This is a genomic window from Pseudomonas sp. UTLPPB19802 (assembly GCF_059730225.1).
Map to the genome: position 1 here is coordinate 269,604 of NZ_AP048545.1, position 17,244 is coordinate 286,847.

11 protein-coding genes are annotated in these 17,244 nt (G+C 62.2%); 1 reads left to right on the forward strand and 10 read right to left on the reverse strand.

Annotated elements, in window-relative coordinates; genetic code table 11:
- Positions 1-15: 15 nt before the first annotated feature.
- From gltB to AC6I6U_RS01230, 9 genes are all read right to left on the reverse strand, one after another.
- Positions 16-4,464 carry a glutamate synthase large subunit gene (gene gltB / locus AC6I6U_RS01190; RefSeq protein ID WP_497880274.1) on the reverse strand — a complete coding sequence of 1,483 codons (4,449 nt, stop codon included), beginning with the start codon at positions 4,462-4,464 and terminating at the stop codon, positions 16-18.
- Between the two features lie 347 nt (positions 4,465-4,811).
- On the reverse strand, positions 4,812-6,404 hold the full coding sequence (locus tag AC6I6U_RS01195; protein WP_497880275.1) for an AAA family ATPase: 1,593 nt from the start codon (positions 6,402-6,404) through the stop codon (positions 4,812-4,814).
- Between the two features lie 10 nt (positions 6,405-6,414).
- Entirely contained in the window at positions 6,415-7,515 is a 1,101-nt protein-coding gene (gene aroB, locus AC6I6U_RS01200; RefSeq protein ID WP_497880276.1) for a 3-dehydroquinate synthase, read from the reverse strand.
- Between the two features lie 149 nt (positions 7,516-7,664).
- Complete coding sequence (aroK, locus tag AC6I6U_RS01205; protein WP_026145113.1) at positions 7,665-8,183, reverse strand: shikimate kinase AroK; 519 nt, start codon at positions 8,181-8,183, stop codon at positions 7,665-7,667.
- 4 nt (positions 8,184-8,187) lie between these two features.
- Entirely contained in the window at positions 8,188-10,263 is a 2,076-nt protein-coding gene (locus AC6I6U_RS01210) for a type IV pilus secretin PilQ (RefSeq protein WP_497880277.1), read from the reverse strand.
- Between the two features lie 11 nt (positions 10,264-10,274).
- Positions 10,275-10,802: a type 4a pilus biogenesis lipoprotein PilP gene (pilP, locus tag AC6I6U_RS01215; protein ID WP_497880278.1), complete on the reverse strand. Its 528-nt coding sequence runs from the start codon at positions 10,800-10,802 to the stop codon at positions 10,275-10,277.
- Positions 10,799-11,422: a type 4a pilus biogenesis protein PilO gene (pilO, locus tag AC6I6U_RS01220; protein WP_497880279.1), complete on the reverse strand. Its 624-nt coding sequence runs from the start codon at positions 11,420-11,422 to the stop codon at positions 10,799-10,801. Before pilO ends, pilP begins: the two co-directional genes overlap by 4 nt.
- A complete protein-coding gene (locus AC6I6U_RS01225) occupies positions 11,419-11,985 on the reverse strand; it encodes a PilN domain-containing protein (RefSeq protein ID WP_497880280.1) in 567 nt (188 codons plus the stop codon). Before AC6I6U_RS01225 ends, pilO begins: the two co-directional genes overlap by 4 nt.
- Positions 11,985-13,049, reverse strand: a complete 1,065-nt coding sequence (locus AC6I6U_RS01230) for a pilus assembly protein PilM (RefSeq protein ID WP_497880281.1) — start codon at positions 13,047-13,049, stop codon at positions 11,985-11,987. Before AC6I6U_RS01230 ends, AC6I6U_RS01225 begins: the two co-directional genes overlap by 1 nt.
- A gap of 206 nt (positions 13,050-13,255) precedes the next feature.
- Here AC6I6U_RS01230 and AC6I6U_RS01235 point away from each other — a divergent pair, with 206 nt between their 5' ends.
- On the forward strand, positions 13,256-15,688 hold the full coding sequence (locus AC6I6U_RS01235; RefSeq protein ID WP_497882961.1) for a penicillin-binding protein 1A: 2,433 nt from the start codon (positions 13,256-13,258) through the stop codon (positions 15,686-15,688).
- A 257-nt stretch (positions 15,689-15,945) separates the two neighbouring features.
- Here the strand turns inward: AC6I6U_RS01235 and AC6I6U_RS01240 are convergent, their stop codons facing one another.
- Positions 15,946-17,214: a malic enzyme-like NAD(P)-binding protein gene (locus AC6I6U_RS01240; RefSeq protein ID WP_497880282.1), complete on the reverse strand. Its 1,269-nt coding sequence runs from the start codon at positions 17,212-17,214 to the stop codon at positions 15,946-15,948.
- Positions 17,215-17,244: the final 30 nt, after the last annotated feature.

Below are 17,244 nucleotides of genomic sequence, written 5' to 3' on the forward strand. Positions count from 1 at the left end.
AACTCTTCAGGCGCATCACTGCGGGTTGGCACGGGTGCTGGACAACAGCGACTTCAGGCTGGCTGCCTTCGGCTTGACCAGCCAGAAGCGCCGCAGGTAGTCGTCCAGGTTTTCGGCAAGGTTGCGACCCCATTCGCTGTCGGTCTCCTTGACGTACTCGTCCAGCACGTTCTGCAGGTGGCTGCGATAGGCTTCCATCGCTTCACCGCTGATCCGCTGGATTTCCACCAACTCGTGGTTCACCTTGTCGACGAAGGTGTTGTCCTGGTCCAGCACGTAGGCGAAACCGCCGGTCATGCCCGAGCCGAAGTTGTAGCCGGTCTTGCCCAGTACGCAGACGAAACCACCGGTCATGTACTCGCAGCAGTGATCGCCGGTGCCTTCCACAATGGCGTGGGCGCCGGAGTTGCGCACCGCGAAACGCTCGCCTGCGGTACCGGCGGCGAACAGCTTGCCGCCGGTGGCACCGTACAGGCAGGTGTTGCCGACAATGGCGCTGTCCTGGCTCTTGTAGACGCTGCCCTTGGGCGGAACGATCACCAGCTTGCCGCCGGTCATGCCCTTGCCCACGTAGTCGTTGGCATCGCCTTCGAGGTACAGGTTCAGGCCACCGGCGTTCCACACGCCGAAGCTCTGCCCGGCCGTGCCCTTGAAGCGGAAGGTGATCGGTGCCTTGGCCATGCCCTGGTTGCCATGGGCACGGGCGATTTCGCCGGAGATCCGCGCGCCGATGGAACGGTCGCAGTTGCAGATATCCAGGTCGAACTCGGCACCGCTCAGGCCCTTGATCGCCGGCAGGGCCATCTCGACCATCTTCTCGGCCAGCAGGCCCTGGTCGAATGGCGGGTTGCGGTCGACCCCGCAGAACTGCGGCTTGTCCGCAGGGACATGATCGCTGCCCAGCAGCGGGGTCAGGTCCAGATGATGCTGCTTGGCGGTATCACCCTGGATGACGTCCAGCAGGTCGGTACGGCCGATCAGTTCCTCAAGGCTGCGCACGCCCAGCTTCGCCAGCCACTCGCGGGTTTCCTCGGCGACGTAGGTGAAGAAGTTCACCACCATGTCGACGGTACCGATGTAGTGGTCCTTGCGCAGCTTGTCGTTCTGGGTCGCCACGCCGGTGGCGCAGTTGTTCAGGTGGCAGATACGCAGGTACTTACAACCCAGGGCGATCATCGGTGCGGTACCGAAGCCGAAGCTCTCGGCGCCGAGGATGGCTGCCTTGATCACGTCGAGGCCGGTTTTCAGGCCGCCGTCGGTCTGGACCCGGACCTTGCCGCGCAAGTCGTTGCCGCGCAGGGTCTGGTGGGTCTCGGCCAGGCCGAGTTCCCACGGCGCACCGGCGTACTTGATCGAGGTCAAGGGCGATGCACCGGTACCGCCGTCATAGCCGGAGATGGTGATCAGGTCGGCATAGGCTTTCGCCACGCCGGCGGCGATGGTGCCGACACCGGCTTCCGCCACCAGCTTCACCGAAACCAGCGCCTGCGGGTTGACCTGCTTGAGATCGAAGATCAACTGCGACAGGTCTTCGATCGAATAGATGTCGTGGTGCGGCGGTGGCGAGATCAGGGTCACGCCCGGTACCGCATAACGCAGCTTGGCAATCAGGCCGTTGACCTTGCCGCCTGGCAACTGGCCGCCCTCACCGGGCTTGGCGCCCTGAGCCACCTTGATCTGCAGTACCTCAGCGTTGACCAGGTATTCCGGGGTCACACCGAAACGACCGGTCGCGACCTGCTTGATTTTCGAACTCTTGATGGTGCCGTAGCGCGATGGATCTTCGCCACCCTCACCGGAGTTGGAGCGTGCGCCCAGGCGGTTCATCGCCTCGGCCAGGGCTTCGTGGGCCTCCGGCGACAGGGCGCCGAGGGAGATACCCGCCGAGTCGAAGCGCTTGAGGATCGCCTCCAGCGGTTCGATCTCGTCGATGCTCAGCGGCTGGTCGAGGGTCTTGACCTTGAGCAGGTCGCGGATCATCGACACCGGACGGTTGTCCACCAGCGCGGTGTATTCCTTGAACTTGGCGTAGTCGCCCTGCTGCACGGCAGCCTGCAGGGTGTTGACCACGTCCGGGTTGTAGGCATGGTACTCGCCGCCGTAGACGAACTTCAGCAGGCCACCCTGCTGGATCGGCTTGCGCGCGCTCCAGGCTTCGGTCGCCAGCAGTTTCTGCTCGGCTTCGAGGTCGACGAAACGCGCGCCCTTGATGCGGCTCGGCACGCCGCGGAAGCTCAGGTTGACCACTTCCTCGGAGAGGCCAATGGCCTCGAACAGCTGCGCACCACGGTACGAAGCGATGGTCGAGATCCCCATCTTCGAGAGGATCTTGAGCAGGCCCTTGGTGATGCCCTTGCGGTAGTTCTTGAAGACTTCGTACAGGTCGCCCAGTACTTCGCCGGTACGGATCAGATCGCCCAGCACTTCATAGGCCAGGAACGGATAGACCGCCGAGGCACCGAAACCGATCAGCACCGCAAAGTGATGCGGGTCACGGGCGGTCGCGGTTTCAACCAGGATGTTGCTGTCGCAGCGCAGGCCTTTCTCGGTCAGGCGGTGATGCACCGCACCAGTCGCCAGCGACGCGTGTACCGGCAGCTTGCCCGGCGCGATATGGCGGTCGCTGAGGACGATCTGGGTGCGACCGGCGCGCACGGCTTCCTCGGCCTGGTCGGCGATGTTGCGCACGGCCGCTTCGAGGCCGACGCTTTCGTCGTAGTTCAGGTCGATGATCTGGCGTTCGAAACCCGGACGCTCCAGGTTCATCAGCGAGCGCCACTTGGCCGGCGAGATCACCGGCGAGCTGAGGATCACGCGCGAGGCATGTTCCGGCGACTCTTCGAAGATGTTGCGCTCGGCACCCAGGCAGATTTCCAGCGACATCACGATCGCTTCGCGCAGCGGGTCGATCGGTGGGTTGGTCACCTGGGCGAACTGCTGGCGGAAGTAGTCGTACGGCGTGCGCACGCGCTGGGACAGCACGGCCATCGGCGTGTCGTCGCCCATCGAGCCGACCGCTTCGTAGCCCTGCTCACCCAGGGGGCGCAGCACCTGGTCACGCTCTTCGAAGGTGACCTGGTACATCTTCATGTACTGCTTGAGCTGCTCGACGTTGTAGAACGCCGAACCATGGTCGTTGTCTTCCATGGTCGCCTGGATACGCAGGGCGTGCTTGCGCAGCCACTGCTTGTACGGGTGGCGCGACTTCAGGCGGTTGTCGATCGAGTCGGTGTCGAGGATCTGCCCGGTCTCGGTGTCGACGGCAAAGATCTGCCCTGGACCAACACGGCCCTTGGCGATGACGTCTTCCGGCTGGTAGTTCCACACGCCGATTTCCGACGCCAGGGTGATGTAGCCGTTCTTGGTGGTGACCCAGCGCGCCGGGCGCAGGCCGTTACGGTCGAGCAGGCAGACCGCGTGGCGACCTTCGGTCATCACGACGCCAGCCGGACCGTCCCAGGGCTCCATGTGCATGGAGTTGAATTCGTAGAACGCGCGCAGGTCGGCGTCCATGGTCTCGACGTTCTGCCACGCAGGCGGAATCAGCATGCGCACGCCGCGGAACAGGTCGATACCGCCGGTGACCATCAGTTCCAGCATGTTGTCCATGCTCGAGGAGTCGGAACCGACACGGTTGACCAGCGGACCCAGCTCGTCGAGATCGGGGATCAGGTCGTTGGCGAACTTGGTGCGACGGGCCAGGGCCCAGTTGCGGTTGCCGGTGATGGTGTTGATCTCGCCGTTGTGCGCCAGGAAGCGGAACGGTTGCGCCAGCGGCCATTTCGGCAGGGTGTTGGTCGAGAAACGCTGGTGAAACACGCAGATCGCGGTCTTGAGCGTCGGGTCGTTGAGGTCCGGATAGAAGGCGGTGAGGTCCGCCGGCATCATCAGGCCTTTATAGATGATGGTCTTGTGCGAAAAGCTGCAGATGTAGTGATCGGTATCGGCAGCGTTGGCCACCGACGAACGACGACGGGCACTGAACAGCTTGATGGCGAACGCCTGGTCACTGAGGCCTTCACCGCCGATGAATACCTGCTCGATCTGTGGCAGGCGCTCCAGGGCCAGGCGGCCGAGGACGCTGGTATCGATCGGCACCTTGCGCCAGCCCACCAGTTGCAGGCCGGCCGCGAGGATTTCGCGATTCATGTTTTCGCGCGCAGCTTCGGCTTTGACCGGGTCCTGGTTGAAGAACACCATGCCTACCGCATATTGCTTGGGCAGATCGTTACCGAATTGCGCTTTGGCGACAGCACGCAGGAACTGGTCGGGCTTCTGGATCAGAAGGCCGCAACCGTCACCGGTCTTGCCGTCGGCGTTGATCCCACCGCGGTGGGTCATGCAGGTCAGGGCCTCGATGGCCGTCTGCAACAGGTGATGACTGGGCTCGCCTTGCATGTGGGCAATCAGGCCGAAACCGCAGTTATCCTTGAATTCATCTGGTTGGTACAGACCTGCTTTCATAGACACTTTCTCACCAGGCTGCCTCTTAGCGAGGCAAATTTCTTTTCAATTCAACCGCTTACCATCCACGCCGAACGTACGCCGGCTTTGTAGGGGCAAAAGGGAGGTCATTGTACACACCGACACAGACGCCCACAAATTTAGCGACGAAATGTCGAAAATTCGTGTCGCATTTATGAAAGTTTTAAAGCGATATTTCGTGTTAGTCAAAGTTTTTTGGATTTTGACCGTTACGACTCAAACCTACAGTGACGCAGACACCACAAGGCACGCAGCTTTGCGGGCTGCGCGCCGAGGTGGAAATTTTGAGGTGCTGGAAGGGCAGCCTGGGTAAGGCTGCCGAATCATCAGCGAGTTGTGGCGAGGTCCTGTTGGACGCTGGCGACAGTGCGAGGCCAAGGTTTACCAGCCTGAACCTTCGCTGGCAAGGCCTTGATAGCGCTTACCGCGGCATCGCGGCTGGCGAAACTACCATAAGTGATCACATAAAGCGGCTTGCCGTTGAGCACTTTCTTGAAATAACGGTACTCGCCGCCCTGCTCCTTGACGAAGTTCTGGGCAGTGGCCTCGGAGCTGGTGCCGAGGATCTGCACCACGTAGTGGCCCGGAGCCTGGCCTGCGTACCAGCTACTGCCAGCGGCCGGCTTGGCTGCAGCAGCAGGCTTCTCGACCGGTTTCTCGACCTTGGCCACCGGCTTGGCGGCTGGCACCGGTACTGGTGTCTGCGCAGGCTTGGCAACCGGAGTTGCCGGCTTGGCCGTGGCTACCTGGGTCGGTGCTGGCGTCGGACGAGCGGGCGTCGGGCCAGCCGGAACCCCCAAGGGCGGAGCGGTGGTGGTCACGGTTGGCGGCTGAGCCACACCCCCGTCAACCGCCGGAGCGCCACCATCGTCGCCTTCCGGCATGCCACCGGCAGCCTCGGCCAGCGGGCCGCGCATCACTGGCTGCGACTGGCCGACCAATGGCAGCGGCATCGGCTGCGAATTGCCGGCGAACTCGACCGCCGGGCCACTACCTGGCTTCGGCGCCTGCCCCAGTGGCAGCTGGGCCTGCTCGTTTGGTGCGCCGGCAGTCGTCGGCGCCTTGCTGCGACCAGAACTCATCCAGGCCGCAGCGATCGCGACCACTACCACGCCGGACAACGCCAACACGTATTTCTTGGACATCTTGAACCCCATACTTGGTCGCTTGACCGCGGAGCGGCTGGCAATCATGGCTTCGATCATCGCGTCGCGGGCCACCTGGTTGATATTGCCAGGCCAGCCTTCGGCGCTTTCGTGAATCTCAGTGATCTGCTCAGCGGTAAAAAGTTCTACACCCTGCCCTGCACCTTCCAGGCGCTGGGCCAGATATTCACGGGTTTCCTCTTCCGTATAGGGCTGCAGTTCGATCACATGGAAGCGCTCTTCCTCCGCGCTGTGCGGCTCCAGGGCGGCAATCAGCGACGACTCGCCGAACAGGAACACGTGTGGCCGACCTTCCGGAGCGCCAGCGGCCAGGGCCAGCAGGGCCTCGATCGCCGAATCGTCCAGTTGCTCGGCATCATCCACCAGCAGATAGACTTCCTGACCGGTCAGCGCCAGTTGCACTACCTGCGCCAGGATCGAGGACACGTCGGCCTCGGCCACGTTCAGGGCCTGGGCGATCTGGTACAGCACACCGGCGGCATCGCCGGCACCGCGTGCGGAAACCACCACGCTCTGCACCGACTGCTTGTTGGTGCTGGCCACCAGCGCCTGGCGCAGCAGAGTCTTGCCGCTGCCCAGCGGGCCCGTCACCACCAGCAGCAACTGGCTGTAGCGGGCCAGGTGATGCAACTGCCCCAGCACTGGCTTGCGCTGGGCGGGGAAAAACTTGAAGCCAGGCACCCGTGGAGCGAAAGGATCGTGACTCAACTGATAATGGCCGAGGAAAGCCTCGTCGGCATGCAAACTAGTCATCGGAATCTAATCAACCTTTAAGCTGAGCCAAGGCGCGGTAGTCCGCCCCCAGCGTGGCCTGTAGAACCTCTTTCGGATAATCGTCGGTCACTACGGCTTCGCCCATGCGGCGCAACAGCACCAGGCGCATCCGACCGTCGATCACTTTCTTGTCAACTGCCATGTGTTGGAGAAAATCGGTCTCGGTCATCTCCTCTGGAGGGATGACCGGCAGGCCCGCCCGCTGAAACAGGCGAATACCGCGATCACGCTCGTCCGCGCTGATCCAGCCCAGGCGCGCGGACATTTCCAGCGCCATGACCGTACCGGCCGCCACGGCCTCACCATGCAGCCAGACACCATAGCCCATGTGGGTTTCGATGGCGTGGCCAAAGGTATGCCCGAGATTGAGCGTGGCGCGCACACCGGACTCACGCTCATCGGCCCCGACCACGGCCGCCTTGGCCGCGCAGGAACGTTCGATGGCCACGGTCAGGGCCGCCTGGTCGAGGCTACGCAGGGCATCGACATGCTCCTCCAGCCAGGTCAGGAATGGCTCGTCGCAGATGAGGCCGTACTTGATGACCTCGGCCAGACCCGCCGACAACTCACGGGCCGGCAGCGTCTTGAGGGTCGCGGTATCGATCAGCACCACGTTGGGCTGATAGAACGCCCCCACCATGTTCTTGCCCAGGGGATGGTTGATACCGGTCTTGCCACCCACCGAAGAATCGACCTGCGACAACAAGGTAGTCGGAACCTGGATAAAGTCCACCCCACGCTGGTAGCAGGCCGCGGCAAATCCGGCCATGTCCCCGATGACCCCGCCACCCAGGGCGATCACCGTGGTCCGGCGGTCGTGACGAGCCTGCAGCAGGCCGTCGAAAATCAATTGCAGGGTTTCCCAGTTCTTGAAGGCCTCGCCATCGGGCAGCACCACCGAGATCACCGAATAGGCGCCCAGGCTGCGACTCAGGCGCTCAAGATAGAGCGGCGCGACGGTTTCATTGGAGACGACGGCGACCTGCCGACCGGCAATGTGCGGCGTCAGTAGCTCGGGTTTGTCCAGCAACCCTTCGCCAATGTGGATCGGGTAGCTGCGCTCGCCAAGATCGACCTTAAGTGTCTGCATGTGTCCCCACAGTGAAGATGGACGCGGGCGTCCAGTCCCAGGATTAACGATTGTCGGCGGCGTCCGTTGCCGGCGCGGCCCGATGGCCTTGAGCCATGACCGCAGGCGGGCATGACGGGCGTCGAGAATAGCGCATTTCCTCGCCCGCTTTAACGGGGAGGTAGCTGTTGCAAGCGCTCGAGGATGTCCAGCACGACCATGCGTGGCGGCCGCTCATCGGTTTCCACCACCAGATCGGCGATTTCCCGATAAAGCGGATCACGGATCGCCAACAGGTCGCGCAAGGTCTTGGCCGGGTCGGCGGTACGCAATAGTGGTCGATTGCGATCGCGCGCGGTACGGCCAACCTGCTGCTCCACCGACGCATGCAGATAGACCACCCGCCCGCCGGCATGCAGCGCCTGGCGATTTTCATCGCGCATCACCGCACCACCGCCCGTGGCCAGGACCACGCCGTCGCTGGCACACAGCTCGGCAATCATGGCCTGCTCGCGATCACGGAAACCCGGTTCGCCTTCCTTGTCGAAGATCCACGGGATATTCGCGCCGGTGCGCAATTCAATTTCCTTATCGGAGTCTTTGAACGGCAGGCGCAGCTCTTTGGCCAGCAAGCGACCTATGGTGCTCTTTCCAGCCCCCATAGGCCCAACAAGAATCAAATTTCGCACAGAATCAACGACTCACAGCAATCGCCTGGTTATTCATGATACGCGGAGTCAGGAATACCAGCAGCTCGGATTTTGCTTCCGAAACGATGTCCCGACGGAAAAGGCGCCCAACATACGGCACATCGCCGAGAAATGGCACCTTCTCTTCGGTTTTGCTCTGAGTATTGGAGAACACCCCACCAATCACCACGGTTTCACCGTCGTTGACCAGCACCTTGGCGTTGACTTCGTTCTTCTTGATCGGTGGCACGTTGTTGAGCACGTTCTGGTAGTCCGGCTCGTCCTTGGTGACCTTCACCTCCATGATGATCCGGTTGTCCGGCGTGATCTGCGGCGTCACCTCCAGCGACAGCGACGCTTCCTTGAAGGACACCGAGGTGGCACCGCTGGAGCTGGACTCCTGGTAAGGAATTTCCGTGCCCTTGAGGATCTTCGCAGTTTCCTTGTCGGAAGTGACCACCTTGGGCTGCGAGACGACCTCACCGTTGCCGGTCTTCTCCATCGCGCTCAATTCCAGGTCAAGAATGGTGTTGTCGGTGACGAAGCCGATGCCGATGCCAGAGGTCGCCGTGGTGGCGCCCAGGTCGACGAACGGTGTGCTGGCGCTCTGACCAGTCAGCCGGGTCAGCGTCGGCGAGCCACCGTTGGTCTTCCAGTTGCCACCGGAGATGCTGCCGCCCCAGCGGGCGCCCAGTTGCTTGTCGTAGCCGACGTTGGCCTCGACGATCCGTGCCTCGATCATCACCTGGCGCACCGGGATATCCAACTGCGCAACGATGCGCCGCAGCTCATCGAGACGTTCCTGGGTCTGGTAGGCGATGATGTTGTTGGTGCGCTCGTCCACGGTGATCGAGCCGCGCTCGTCACCCTTGCTCTCGGCGCTGGTCACCGACTGGAACAGCTTGGCGATGTCCGCAGCCTTGGCATAGTTGACCTGCAGCAGTTCACGACGCAATGGCGCCAGTTCGGCGATCTGCTTCTGCGACTCCAGCTCCTGGCGTTCCCGCGCGGCGATCTCGTCCGCTGGCGCTACCAGCAGCACGTTGCCGATCTTGCGCTTGTCCAGGCCCTTGGTCTTGAGCACCAGGTCCAGTGCCTGGTCCCATGGCACATTCTGCAGGCGCAGGGTGATGCCGCCCTGCACCGTATCGCTGGCCACCAGGTTGAGGTTGGTGAAATCGGCAATCAGCTGCAGTACCGAGCGAACGTCAATGTCCTGGAAGTTCAGCGAGAGCTTTTCGCCACTGTAGACAAATCGCTCGGCGTTGCGCCGCTGCAGGTCATCGACGGTCAGCGGACGGACGCTGATGGTCAGCTTGTTGTCGGTCTGGTAGGTCGAATAATCGAAGGCACCACCCGGCTCGATGGAAATGCTCGCGCGGTCGGCGGACGCCGTGGCGTTGACGTACTGGACCGGCGTGGCGAAATCCTTGACGTCAAGGCGCACACGCAGGGACTCGGGCAGTTGGGTACGGGGGAAGTCGACGTTGATCTTGCCGCCCTTTTCCTGCACATCCGGACTGATGGAAGGATCGGAGAGCTCGATCACCACATTGCCTTCGCCCTGCTCGCCGCGCTGGAAGTCAACATTGCGAATGGCCTTGCCCACCGGCACGTAGGGTTTCGGCGCCGCTCGCGCCGGCTGCGGCGCAGCGGCTGTCGGACGAGCGCTGGCGGCCTGGTTCGACACTGCGGACGCAGGGCCCTGGCCGACCACCACGAACAGGTTGTTACCGTCGATCCGGGTACTGTAGGGCGCCAGCTTGGTCAGGTTGATGATCAGCCGGGTACGATCCTTGGCTTCCACCACCGTCACGCTGCGCGCATTGCCAACACCCAGGTCGCGAGTCTTGGTGGTCAGCTGGCTGGCCACCCCGGTCAGATCCAGGGCAATCCGCGCCGGCTGCTCGGTGGTATAGCCATGGGGGGCCGACGGCGGGCTGTCGAAAGCCAGCTTGATCTCGACACGATCCCCTGGCAATGCCGCCACATCGAGCGTCTTGAGATTGGCAGCGAACACCATCGGCGATATCAGCGCCATCCATAGCGAAATGCCGAAGGCGGAAAGGATCCTGTTCATATCGAGTTCCACTATGAGTGCTCTTTCAAGGGGATAGTGCGCGGTCGTTCCAGCCAGCCACCTTCGCCGTCCGGTACGATCTCGATCACCTCGACCTGGGAATCGCTGATGGCCACGATATGGCCCTCGTTACGCCCCAGGTAATCCCCTACTTTCAATCGGTGAACGCCACCCGCCCCACGCAACAAGGCGTAGGTGCCGCTGGCATTGGAAAGGGTGCCAACCATCTCGAACTGTTCGATATTGAAGCCTTCGAGGAATTGCTTGGTCCGGTTCGGGTCCGGCTTGACCTCGCGCGAGCCCTTCTGGCGATTCACCAGGTCGATCTTGATCGGCGGCTGGAACGGGCTGCGCAACGACGAGGCGCTGTAGGTAAACGCCTCGTAGGACTGGAACTTCGGCGTCGGCTCGATATTGCCGGCCGGCCGCGCACGCACCTCGCGCATGTAGGCATCCAGGTCGGCAAAGTCGTTGCCACCCCCGCACCCCGCCAGTAGCAGCCCCAGGAGCCCCAGGCACAACCCACGCAGGCCGATCATTTCTGCAGCCCCTTGTCATTGTAGCGGTAGGTCTTGGCGAGAATGCTCATGCGTAGCTTGTTGCCGCTGCCGGCAGTCACGGGCTTGATCTCGAAGTCGTGCAGGGTGACGATGCGCGGCAGACTGGCCACGCCGCTGACGAAGGTGGCGAGATCGTGATAGGCACCCGTCACGGTGATCTGGATCGGCAACTCGATATAGAACTGCTGCGCCACTTCCGGCAACAGCTTGATCTCCTCGAACTCCAGCCCGCTGCCGAGCCCGGTACGCGTGATGTCTTCCAACAGCCCCGGCACCTCGGTATCACTGGGCAACTGCTTGAGCAACGCACCGAAGGAAGCCTCCATGTCGAGCATTTGCTGGGTGTAGGCCTCCAGGTTCGCCGCCAGGTGTGCCTTGGTCGCGAACTGCTCCTTCAAGGTGACTTCGGTGGCGCGTTGCTGGTCGAGCTGGTCGGTCAGGTCCTTGATGTAGAAGTTGTAGCCCAGCGCCAGCACCAGCAGGGCAACGATGATCCCGCAAGCGCCCTTGACCGCTGCCGGCCAGGAACCGATGTTCTGCATGTCGAGATCGGCAAGGTCGATCTTGCGCAGGTTTTCCAGGCGTTCGGACAGATTCATTTGGCCGCTCCCGGAACCGGAGGCTGAGTCTGGCGCACGCTCAACTGGAACACGTTGGCCTGGTCGACCGCGCCACTGGTGGTCGCCTTGACTTCGGTGAGGCTCGGCGCCTCGAGCCACTCGGAGGCTTCGAGGTTACGCATCAGATCCGAAACACGGTTGTTGGACTCTGCCGCACCGGTGATCGCGATGGTCTTGCCGGTCATGCTCACGTCCGTGAAGTACACGCCATCGGGCAACGTTCGCGCCAGTTGATCGAAGATCCGTCCACTGATCGGCCGGTTGCCCTGCAGGTCCTGGATGATTTTCATCCGCTCGATCAATTGCTGGCGACGTGCTTTCAACTCACTGATCTGCTTGATCCGCGAGTCGAGTTGGGCAATTTCCTTGTTCACATAGGCATTGCGCGCCACCTGGTGGTCGATGGAGCTGCTGATGTACTGGTCGGCAACCAGGACGATACCGACCGAAATCACCAGCACACCGACCAGGGCCGTCAGAAAGCGCTTGCGTCGCTCTTCGCGTAGTTGCTCGCGCCAGGGCAGAAGGTTGATCCGCGCCATCAGTCAAAACTCCTCAACGCCAGGCCACAGGCGATCATCAGGGCTGGCGCATCGCTGGCCAGGGCCCCGGCGTTGACCTTGCTGCTCAAGGCCATGTCGGCGAACGGGTTGGCGACCATGGTCGGCGTGCCCAGGCGCTGCTGGATCAGGTGGTCGAGCCCGGCAATGGACGCGGTACCGCCGGCCAGCAGGATGTAGTCGACATCGTTGTACTGGCCGGAGGCGAAGAAGAACTGCAGGGAACGGGAAACCTGCTGGACCAGGGCATCCTTGAATGGCTGCAGGACCTCGACCACGTAGTCGTCAGGCAAACCGCCCTGCTTCTTCGCCAACCCCGCCTCTTCGTTGGACAGGCCATAGCGCCGCTGGATTTCCTCGGTGAGCTGGCGTCCACCGAACAACTGCTCGCGGGTATAGATGATTCGCCCGTTGTGCAGGACACTCAGGGTGGTCATGGTCGCGCCGATGTCGACCACCGCAACCGTCAGCCGGTCATGGTCGATGGCCAACTGCGCCGCCAGCAGGCCGAAGGAACGCTCCAGTGCATAGGCCTCGACATCGACCACCCGGGCATCGAGCCCGGCCAGGCCAAGGGCGGCCTCGCGCACTTCGACGTTTTCTTTCCGACAGGCGGCCAACAGCACCTCGACCCTCTCGGGATTGCGAGCCGAATAGCCCTGGACCTCGAAGTCGATGGCGACTTCCTCCAGCGGGTAGGGAATGTACTGGTCGGCTTCGATCTTGAGCTGGCTCTCCATGTCGTCGTCGGAGAGCCCGGCATCCATTTCGATGGTCTTGGTGATGACCGCGGAGCCGGCCACCGCCACCGCAGCTTCGCGGGCACTGGTACGGGCCTTGAGCAGCACCCTGGTAAGGGCCTGGCCAACGCCTTCGAGCTCGGCAATGTTCTTCTCGACCACGGCATTGGGCGGCAACGGTTCCACGGCGTAGGACTCGACCCGATATCGATTGCCTGAGCGGCTCAATTCGAGGAGCTTTACCGAGGTGGAACTGATGTCTATCCCCAGGAGCGAATGCGCTTTTTTGCCGAAGAGTCCAAGCACTACCGATTCCCTATTACTATCCGCGACTTACGGACCCTTTATGATGAAGGGCATTTAATAGCAGTCTTGACATAAGCGCAAATGACGCTCAAGGCCAAAAATGCTTATAATGCCCCACGTTTTTCTCCGAGTCGTCGAACCAGCGCTTGCCGTAAATCTAGCCTGACGCCTAACTCATTCTTTTATCTGGAAATCCACAAGCCTTGATTCGTCTGCTGAAGTTTTTCGGGTGGTCTTTCATCGCCGTATTCTGCGGGCTGTTGCTCGTCCTGAGCGGCGCATTTCTCTATCTTAGTCCGGGCCTGCCGTCCGTGGAGGCCCTGCGAAGCATCCAGTTGCAGATTCCGCTGCGCGTCTATACCAGTGACGGAAAACTGATAGCAGAATTTGGCGAGATGCGCCGCTCCCCCATCCGTTTCGCCGACATTCCGCCCAACTTCATCAACGCCCTGCTGAGCGCCGAAGACGACAATTTCGCCAACCACTATGGCGTCGACCCCAGCAGCCTGATGCGTGCCGCAACCCAACTGGTCAAGAGCGGACACATCCAGTCCGGCGGCAGCACCATCACCATGCAGGTGGCGAAGAACTTCTTCCTGTCGAGTGAGCGTAGCTTCTCGCGCAAGACCAACGAAATTCTCCTGGCCCTGCAGATCGAGCGCCAGCTGACCAAGGACGAAATCCTCGAGCTGTACGTGAACAAGATCTACCTGGGCAACCGCGCCTACGGTATCGAGGCCGCGTCACAGGTTTATTACGGCAAGTCGATTCGCGATATCAGCCTGGCCCAGATGGCCACGATTGCCGGCCTGCCGAAGGCGCCATCGCGCTTCAACCCGCTGGCCAACCCGGTCCGCGCCAAGGAGCGTCGTGACTGGATCCTCGGCCGCATGTACAAGCTGGGCAAGATCGACGAAACCGCCTACCAGGCTGCCCTCGCCGAGCCGATGAACGCCAGCTACCACGTGCCGACGCCGGAAGTGAACGCGCCGTACATCGCCGAAATGGCCCGTGCCGAAATGGTCGGCCGCTACGGCAGCGACGCCTATACCGAAGGTTTCCGCGTTACCACCACGGTGCCGAGCAACCTGCAGGAACTGGCCAACCATGCCGTCCAGGAAGGCCTGATCACCTATGACCAGCGCCATGGCTATCGCGGCCCCGAGTCACGCCTGCCAGGCAAGACCCGCGAGGCCTGGAACCTCGAACTGAGCAAGCAGCGCACCATCAGCGGCCTTGAGCCGGCGATCGTCACCCAGGTGGACAAGGGCGCCCTGCAGGTACTGACCCGCAATGGCAACGAAACCGTGGCCTGGGACAGCATGAAGTGGGCTCGCCCCTACCTGAACACCAACAGCATCGGCGCCGCGCCCAAGCAGCCGGCGGATGTCGCCCAGGTCGGCGATCTGATTCGCGTCCAGCGCCAGGAAGACAACAGCCTCAAGTTCAGCCAGATCCCGTCCGCCCAGAGCGCACTGGTCTCGCTCGACCCACAGAACGGCGCAATCCGGGCTCTGGTCGGCGGCTTCGCCTTCGAACAGAGTAACTACAACCGCGCCATGCAGGCCAAGCGCCAGCCAGGCTCCAGCTTCAAGCCGTTCATCTACAGCGCGGCCCTGGACAACGGCTATACCCCGGCCAGCCTGGTCAATGATGCACCGATCGTGTTCGTCGACGAATACCTGGACAAGGTCTGGCGCCCGAAGAACGACACCAACACCTTCCTCGGCCCGATCCGCCTGCGTGAAGCGTTGTACAAGTCACGCAACCTGGTGTCGATCCGCCTGCTGCAAAGCCTGGGCGTCGACAAGACCATCGACTACATCGCCCGGTTCGGTTTCAACAAGCAGGACCTGCCGCGCAACCTGTCCCTGGCCCTGGGTACCGCAACACTGACGCCGATGGAGATCGCCACCGGCTGGAGTACCTTTGCCAACGGCGGCTACAAGATCACGCCGTACCTGATCGACAAGATCGAAAGCCGCAATGGCGAGACCCTGTTCGTCGCCAACCCGCCGAGCGTGCCAACCGGCACTGCGGCGAGCAGCGGCATCGCTGCCCCGAGCCATTCGACCTTCACCGTCAACAGCAACAGCGAAAGCCCGAGCCCGACCACCCAGGCACCGGCCATCGCCGAGCGCATCGTCGACGGGCGCACTACCTATATCCTCAACAGCATGCTCGAGGACGTGATCAAGCTCGGCACTGGCCGTCGCGCCCTGGCATTGGGCCGCAGCGACCTGGCCGGCAAGACCGGTACCACCAACGAATCCAAGGATGCCTGGTTCAGCGGCTACAACGCCGACTACGTGACCACCGTCTGGACCGGCTTCGACCAGCCTGAAAGTCTTGGTCGGCGCGAGTTCGGCGGCACAGTGTCGCTGCCGATCTGGATGGACTACATGGGTGCCGCACTCAAGGACAAGCCGCCACACACCCAGGCCGAGCCGGAAGGCATCCTCAGTCTGCGGGTCGACCCGGTCAGCGGCCGCGCAGCAGTGCCAGGCACACCGAACGCCTATTTCGAGCTGTTCAAGAGCGAAGATACGCCACCGTCGGTCAACGAACTGGGCAATGGCGGCAGCGCTCCTGGCAGCCCGCTGCCAGCAGACGAGTCGGCGCCGATCGATCTGTTCTGATGAAAGCCGAACTATTGGGATAAGAGCAGTTTTTTTGTGGCGAGCGGGCTTGCCCGCGCTCGGCTGCAACGCAGCCGCAACCCAGGCAGCGCGCATAGACTGAAACGGCGCGGCCAGCAGGTTTTGGGGTGCCTTGCACCCAGCGCGGGCAAGCCCGCTCGCCACACTGGGCCGCCCTGCCACCACGGCCATGTTACCGACCACAAAAAAGCCCCGACTCATCCGAGCCGGGGCTTTTCATTTGACGCTACAGCGGCTTAGCCGTTGAACACGTCATCCACGCTTTTCAGCGGGTAGTTCTTCGGATACGGCAGGGTCGCCACACCGGTCTCGATCGCGGCCTTGGCCACAGCATCGGAGATCACGGTGATCAGACGGGCATCCAATGGCTTCGGAATGATGTACTCACGGCCGAATTCCAGCGAGTCAACACCATAGGCCTCGCACACTTCCTTCGGCACTGGCAGCTTGGCCAGGTCCTTCAGGGCGTTGGCAGCGGCGATCTTCATCTCTTCATTGATGCGCTTGGCGCGAACGTCCAGGGCGCCACGGAAGATGAACGGGAAGCCCAGAACGTTGTTGACCTGGTTCGGGAAGTCCGAACGGCCGGTCGCCATGATCACGTCGCTACGGGTGGCGTGGGCCAGCGCCGGGGCGATTTCCGGATCAGGGTTCGAGCAGGCGAACACGATCGGGTTGGCCGCCATCGACTTCAGGCCTTCAGCGCTCAGCAGGTTCGGACCGGACAGGCCGACGAACACGTCAGCGCCTTCCAGGGCTTCAGCCAGGGTGCGCTTGTCGGTTGCGTGGGCGAAGACTGCCTTGTACTGGTTCAGGTCGTCACGGCCGGAGTGGATGACGCCACTGCGGTCGATCATGAAGATGTTCTCGATCTTGGCGCCCATGCTGACCAGCAGCTTCATGCAGGAGATTGCCGCAGCGCCGGCACCCAGGCAGACAATCTTGGCTTCCGGCAGGGTCTTGCCGGCGATTTCCAGGGCGTTGATCATGCCGGCCGCGGTGACGATCGCGGTGCCGTGCTGGTCATCGTGGAATACCGGGATGTCGCACTGTTCGATCAGCGCGCGCTCGATCTCGAAGCACTCAGGTGCCTTGATATCTTCCAGGTTGATCCCACCGAAGGTGATGGAGATACGCTTGACGGTGTCGATGAAGGCTTGCGGGCTTTCCGAGTCGACTTCGATGTCGAACACGTCGATACCGGCGAAACGCTTGAACAGCACGCCCTTGCCTTCCATGACCGGCTTGGAGGCCAGCGGGCCGAGGTTACCCAGGCCGAGGATCGCGGTGCCGTCAGAAATGACCGCAACCAGGTTGCCCTTGCCAGTGTACTTGTAGGCCAGCTCGGGATCGCGACCGATTTCACGTACAGGCTCGGCGACACCAGGGCTGTAGGCCAGCGACAGGTCGCGGGCGGTGGCAGTGGCTTTGGTGAGCTCGACGCTCAGCTTCCCCGGACGAGGATTGGCATGATATTCGAGAGCGGCAGTTTTCAAATCTGACATATGGGCATTCCGCTTTTTACTGTGGGACAG

Bases quoted from the DNA above. Each gene is read 5' to 3' on its own strand.
- gltB (WP_497880274.1), bottom strand. From the start codon at position 4,464: ATGAAAGCAGGTCTGTACCAACCAGATGAATTCAAGGATAACTGCGGT.
- AC6I6U_RS01195 (WP_497880275.1), bottom strand. From the start codon at position 6,404: ATGACTAGTTTGCATGCCGACGAGGCTTTCCTCGGCCATTATCAGTTG.
- aroB (WP_497880276.1), bottom strand. From the start codon at position 7,515: ATGCAGACACTTAAGGTCGATCTTGGCGAGCGCAGCTACCCGATCCAC.
- AC6I6U_RS01210 (WP_497880277.1), bottom strand. From the start codon at position 10,263: ATGAACAGGATCCTTTCCGCCTTCGGCATTTCGCTATGGATGGCGCTG.
- pilP (WP_497880278.1), bottom strand. From the start codon at position 10,802: ATGATCGGCCTGCGTGGGTTGTGCCTGGGGCTCCTGGGGCTGCTACTG.
- pilO (WP_497880279.1), bottom strand. From the start codon at position 11,422: ATGAATCTGTCCGAACGCCTGGAAAACCTGCGCAAGATCGACCTTGCC.
- AC6I6U_RS01225 (WP_497880280.1), bottom strand. From the start codon at position 11,985: ATGGCGCGGATCAACCTTCTGCCCTGGCGCGAGCAACTACGCGAAGAG.
- AC6I6U_RS01240 (WP_497880282.1), bottom strand. From the start codon at position 17,214: ATGTCAGATTTGAAAACTGCCGCTCTCGAATATCATGCCAATCCTCGT.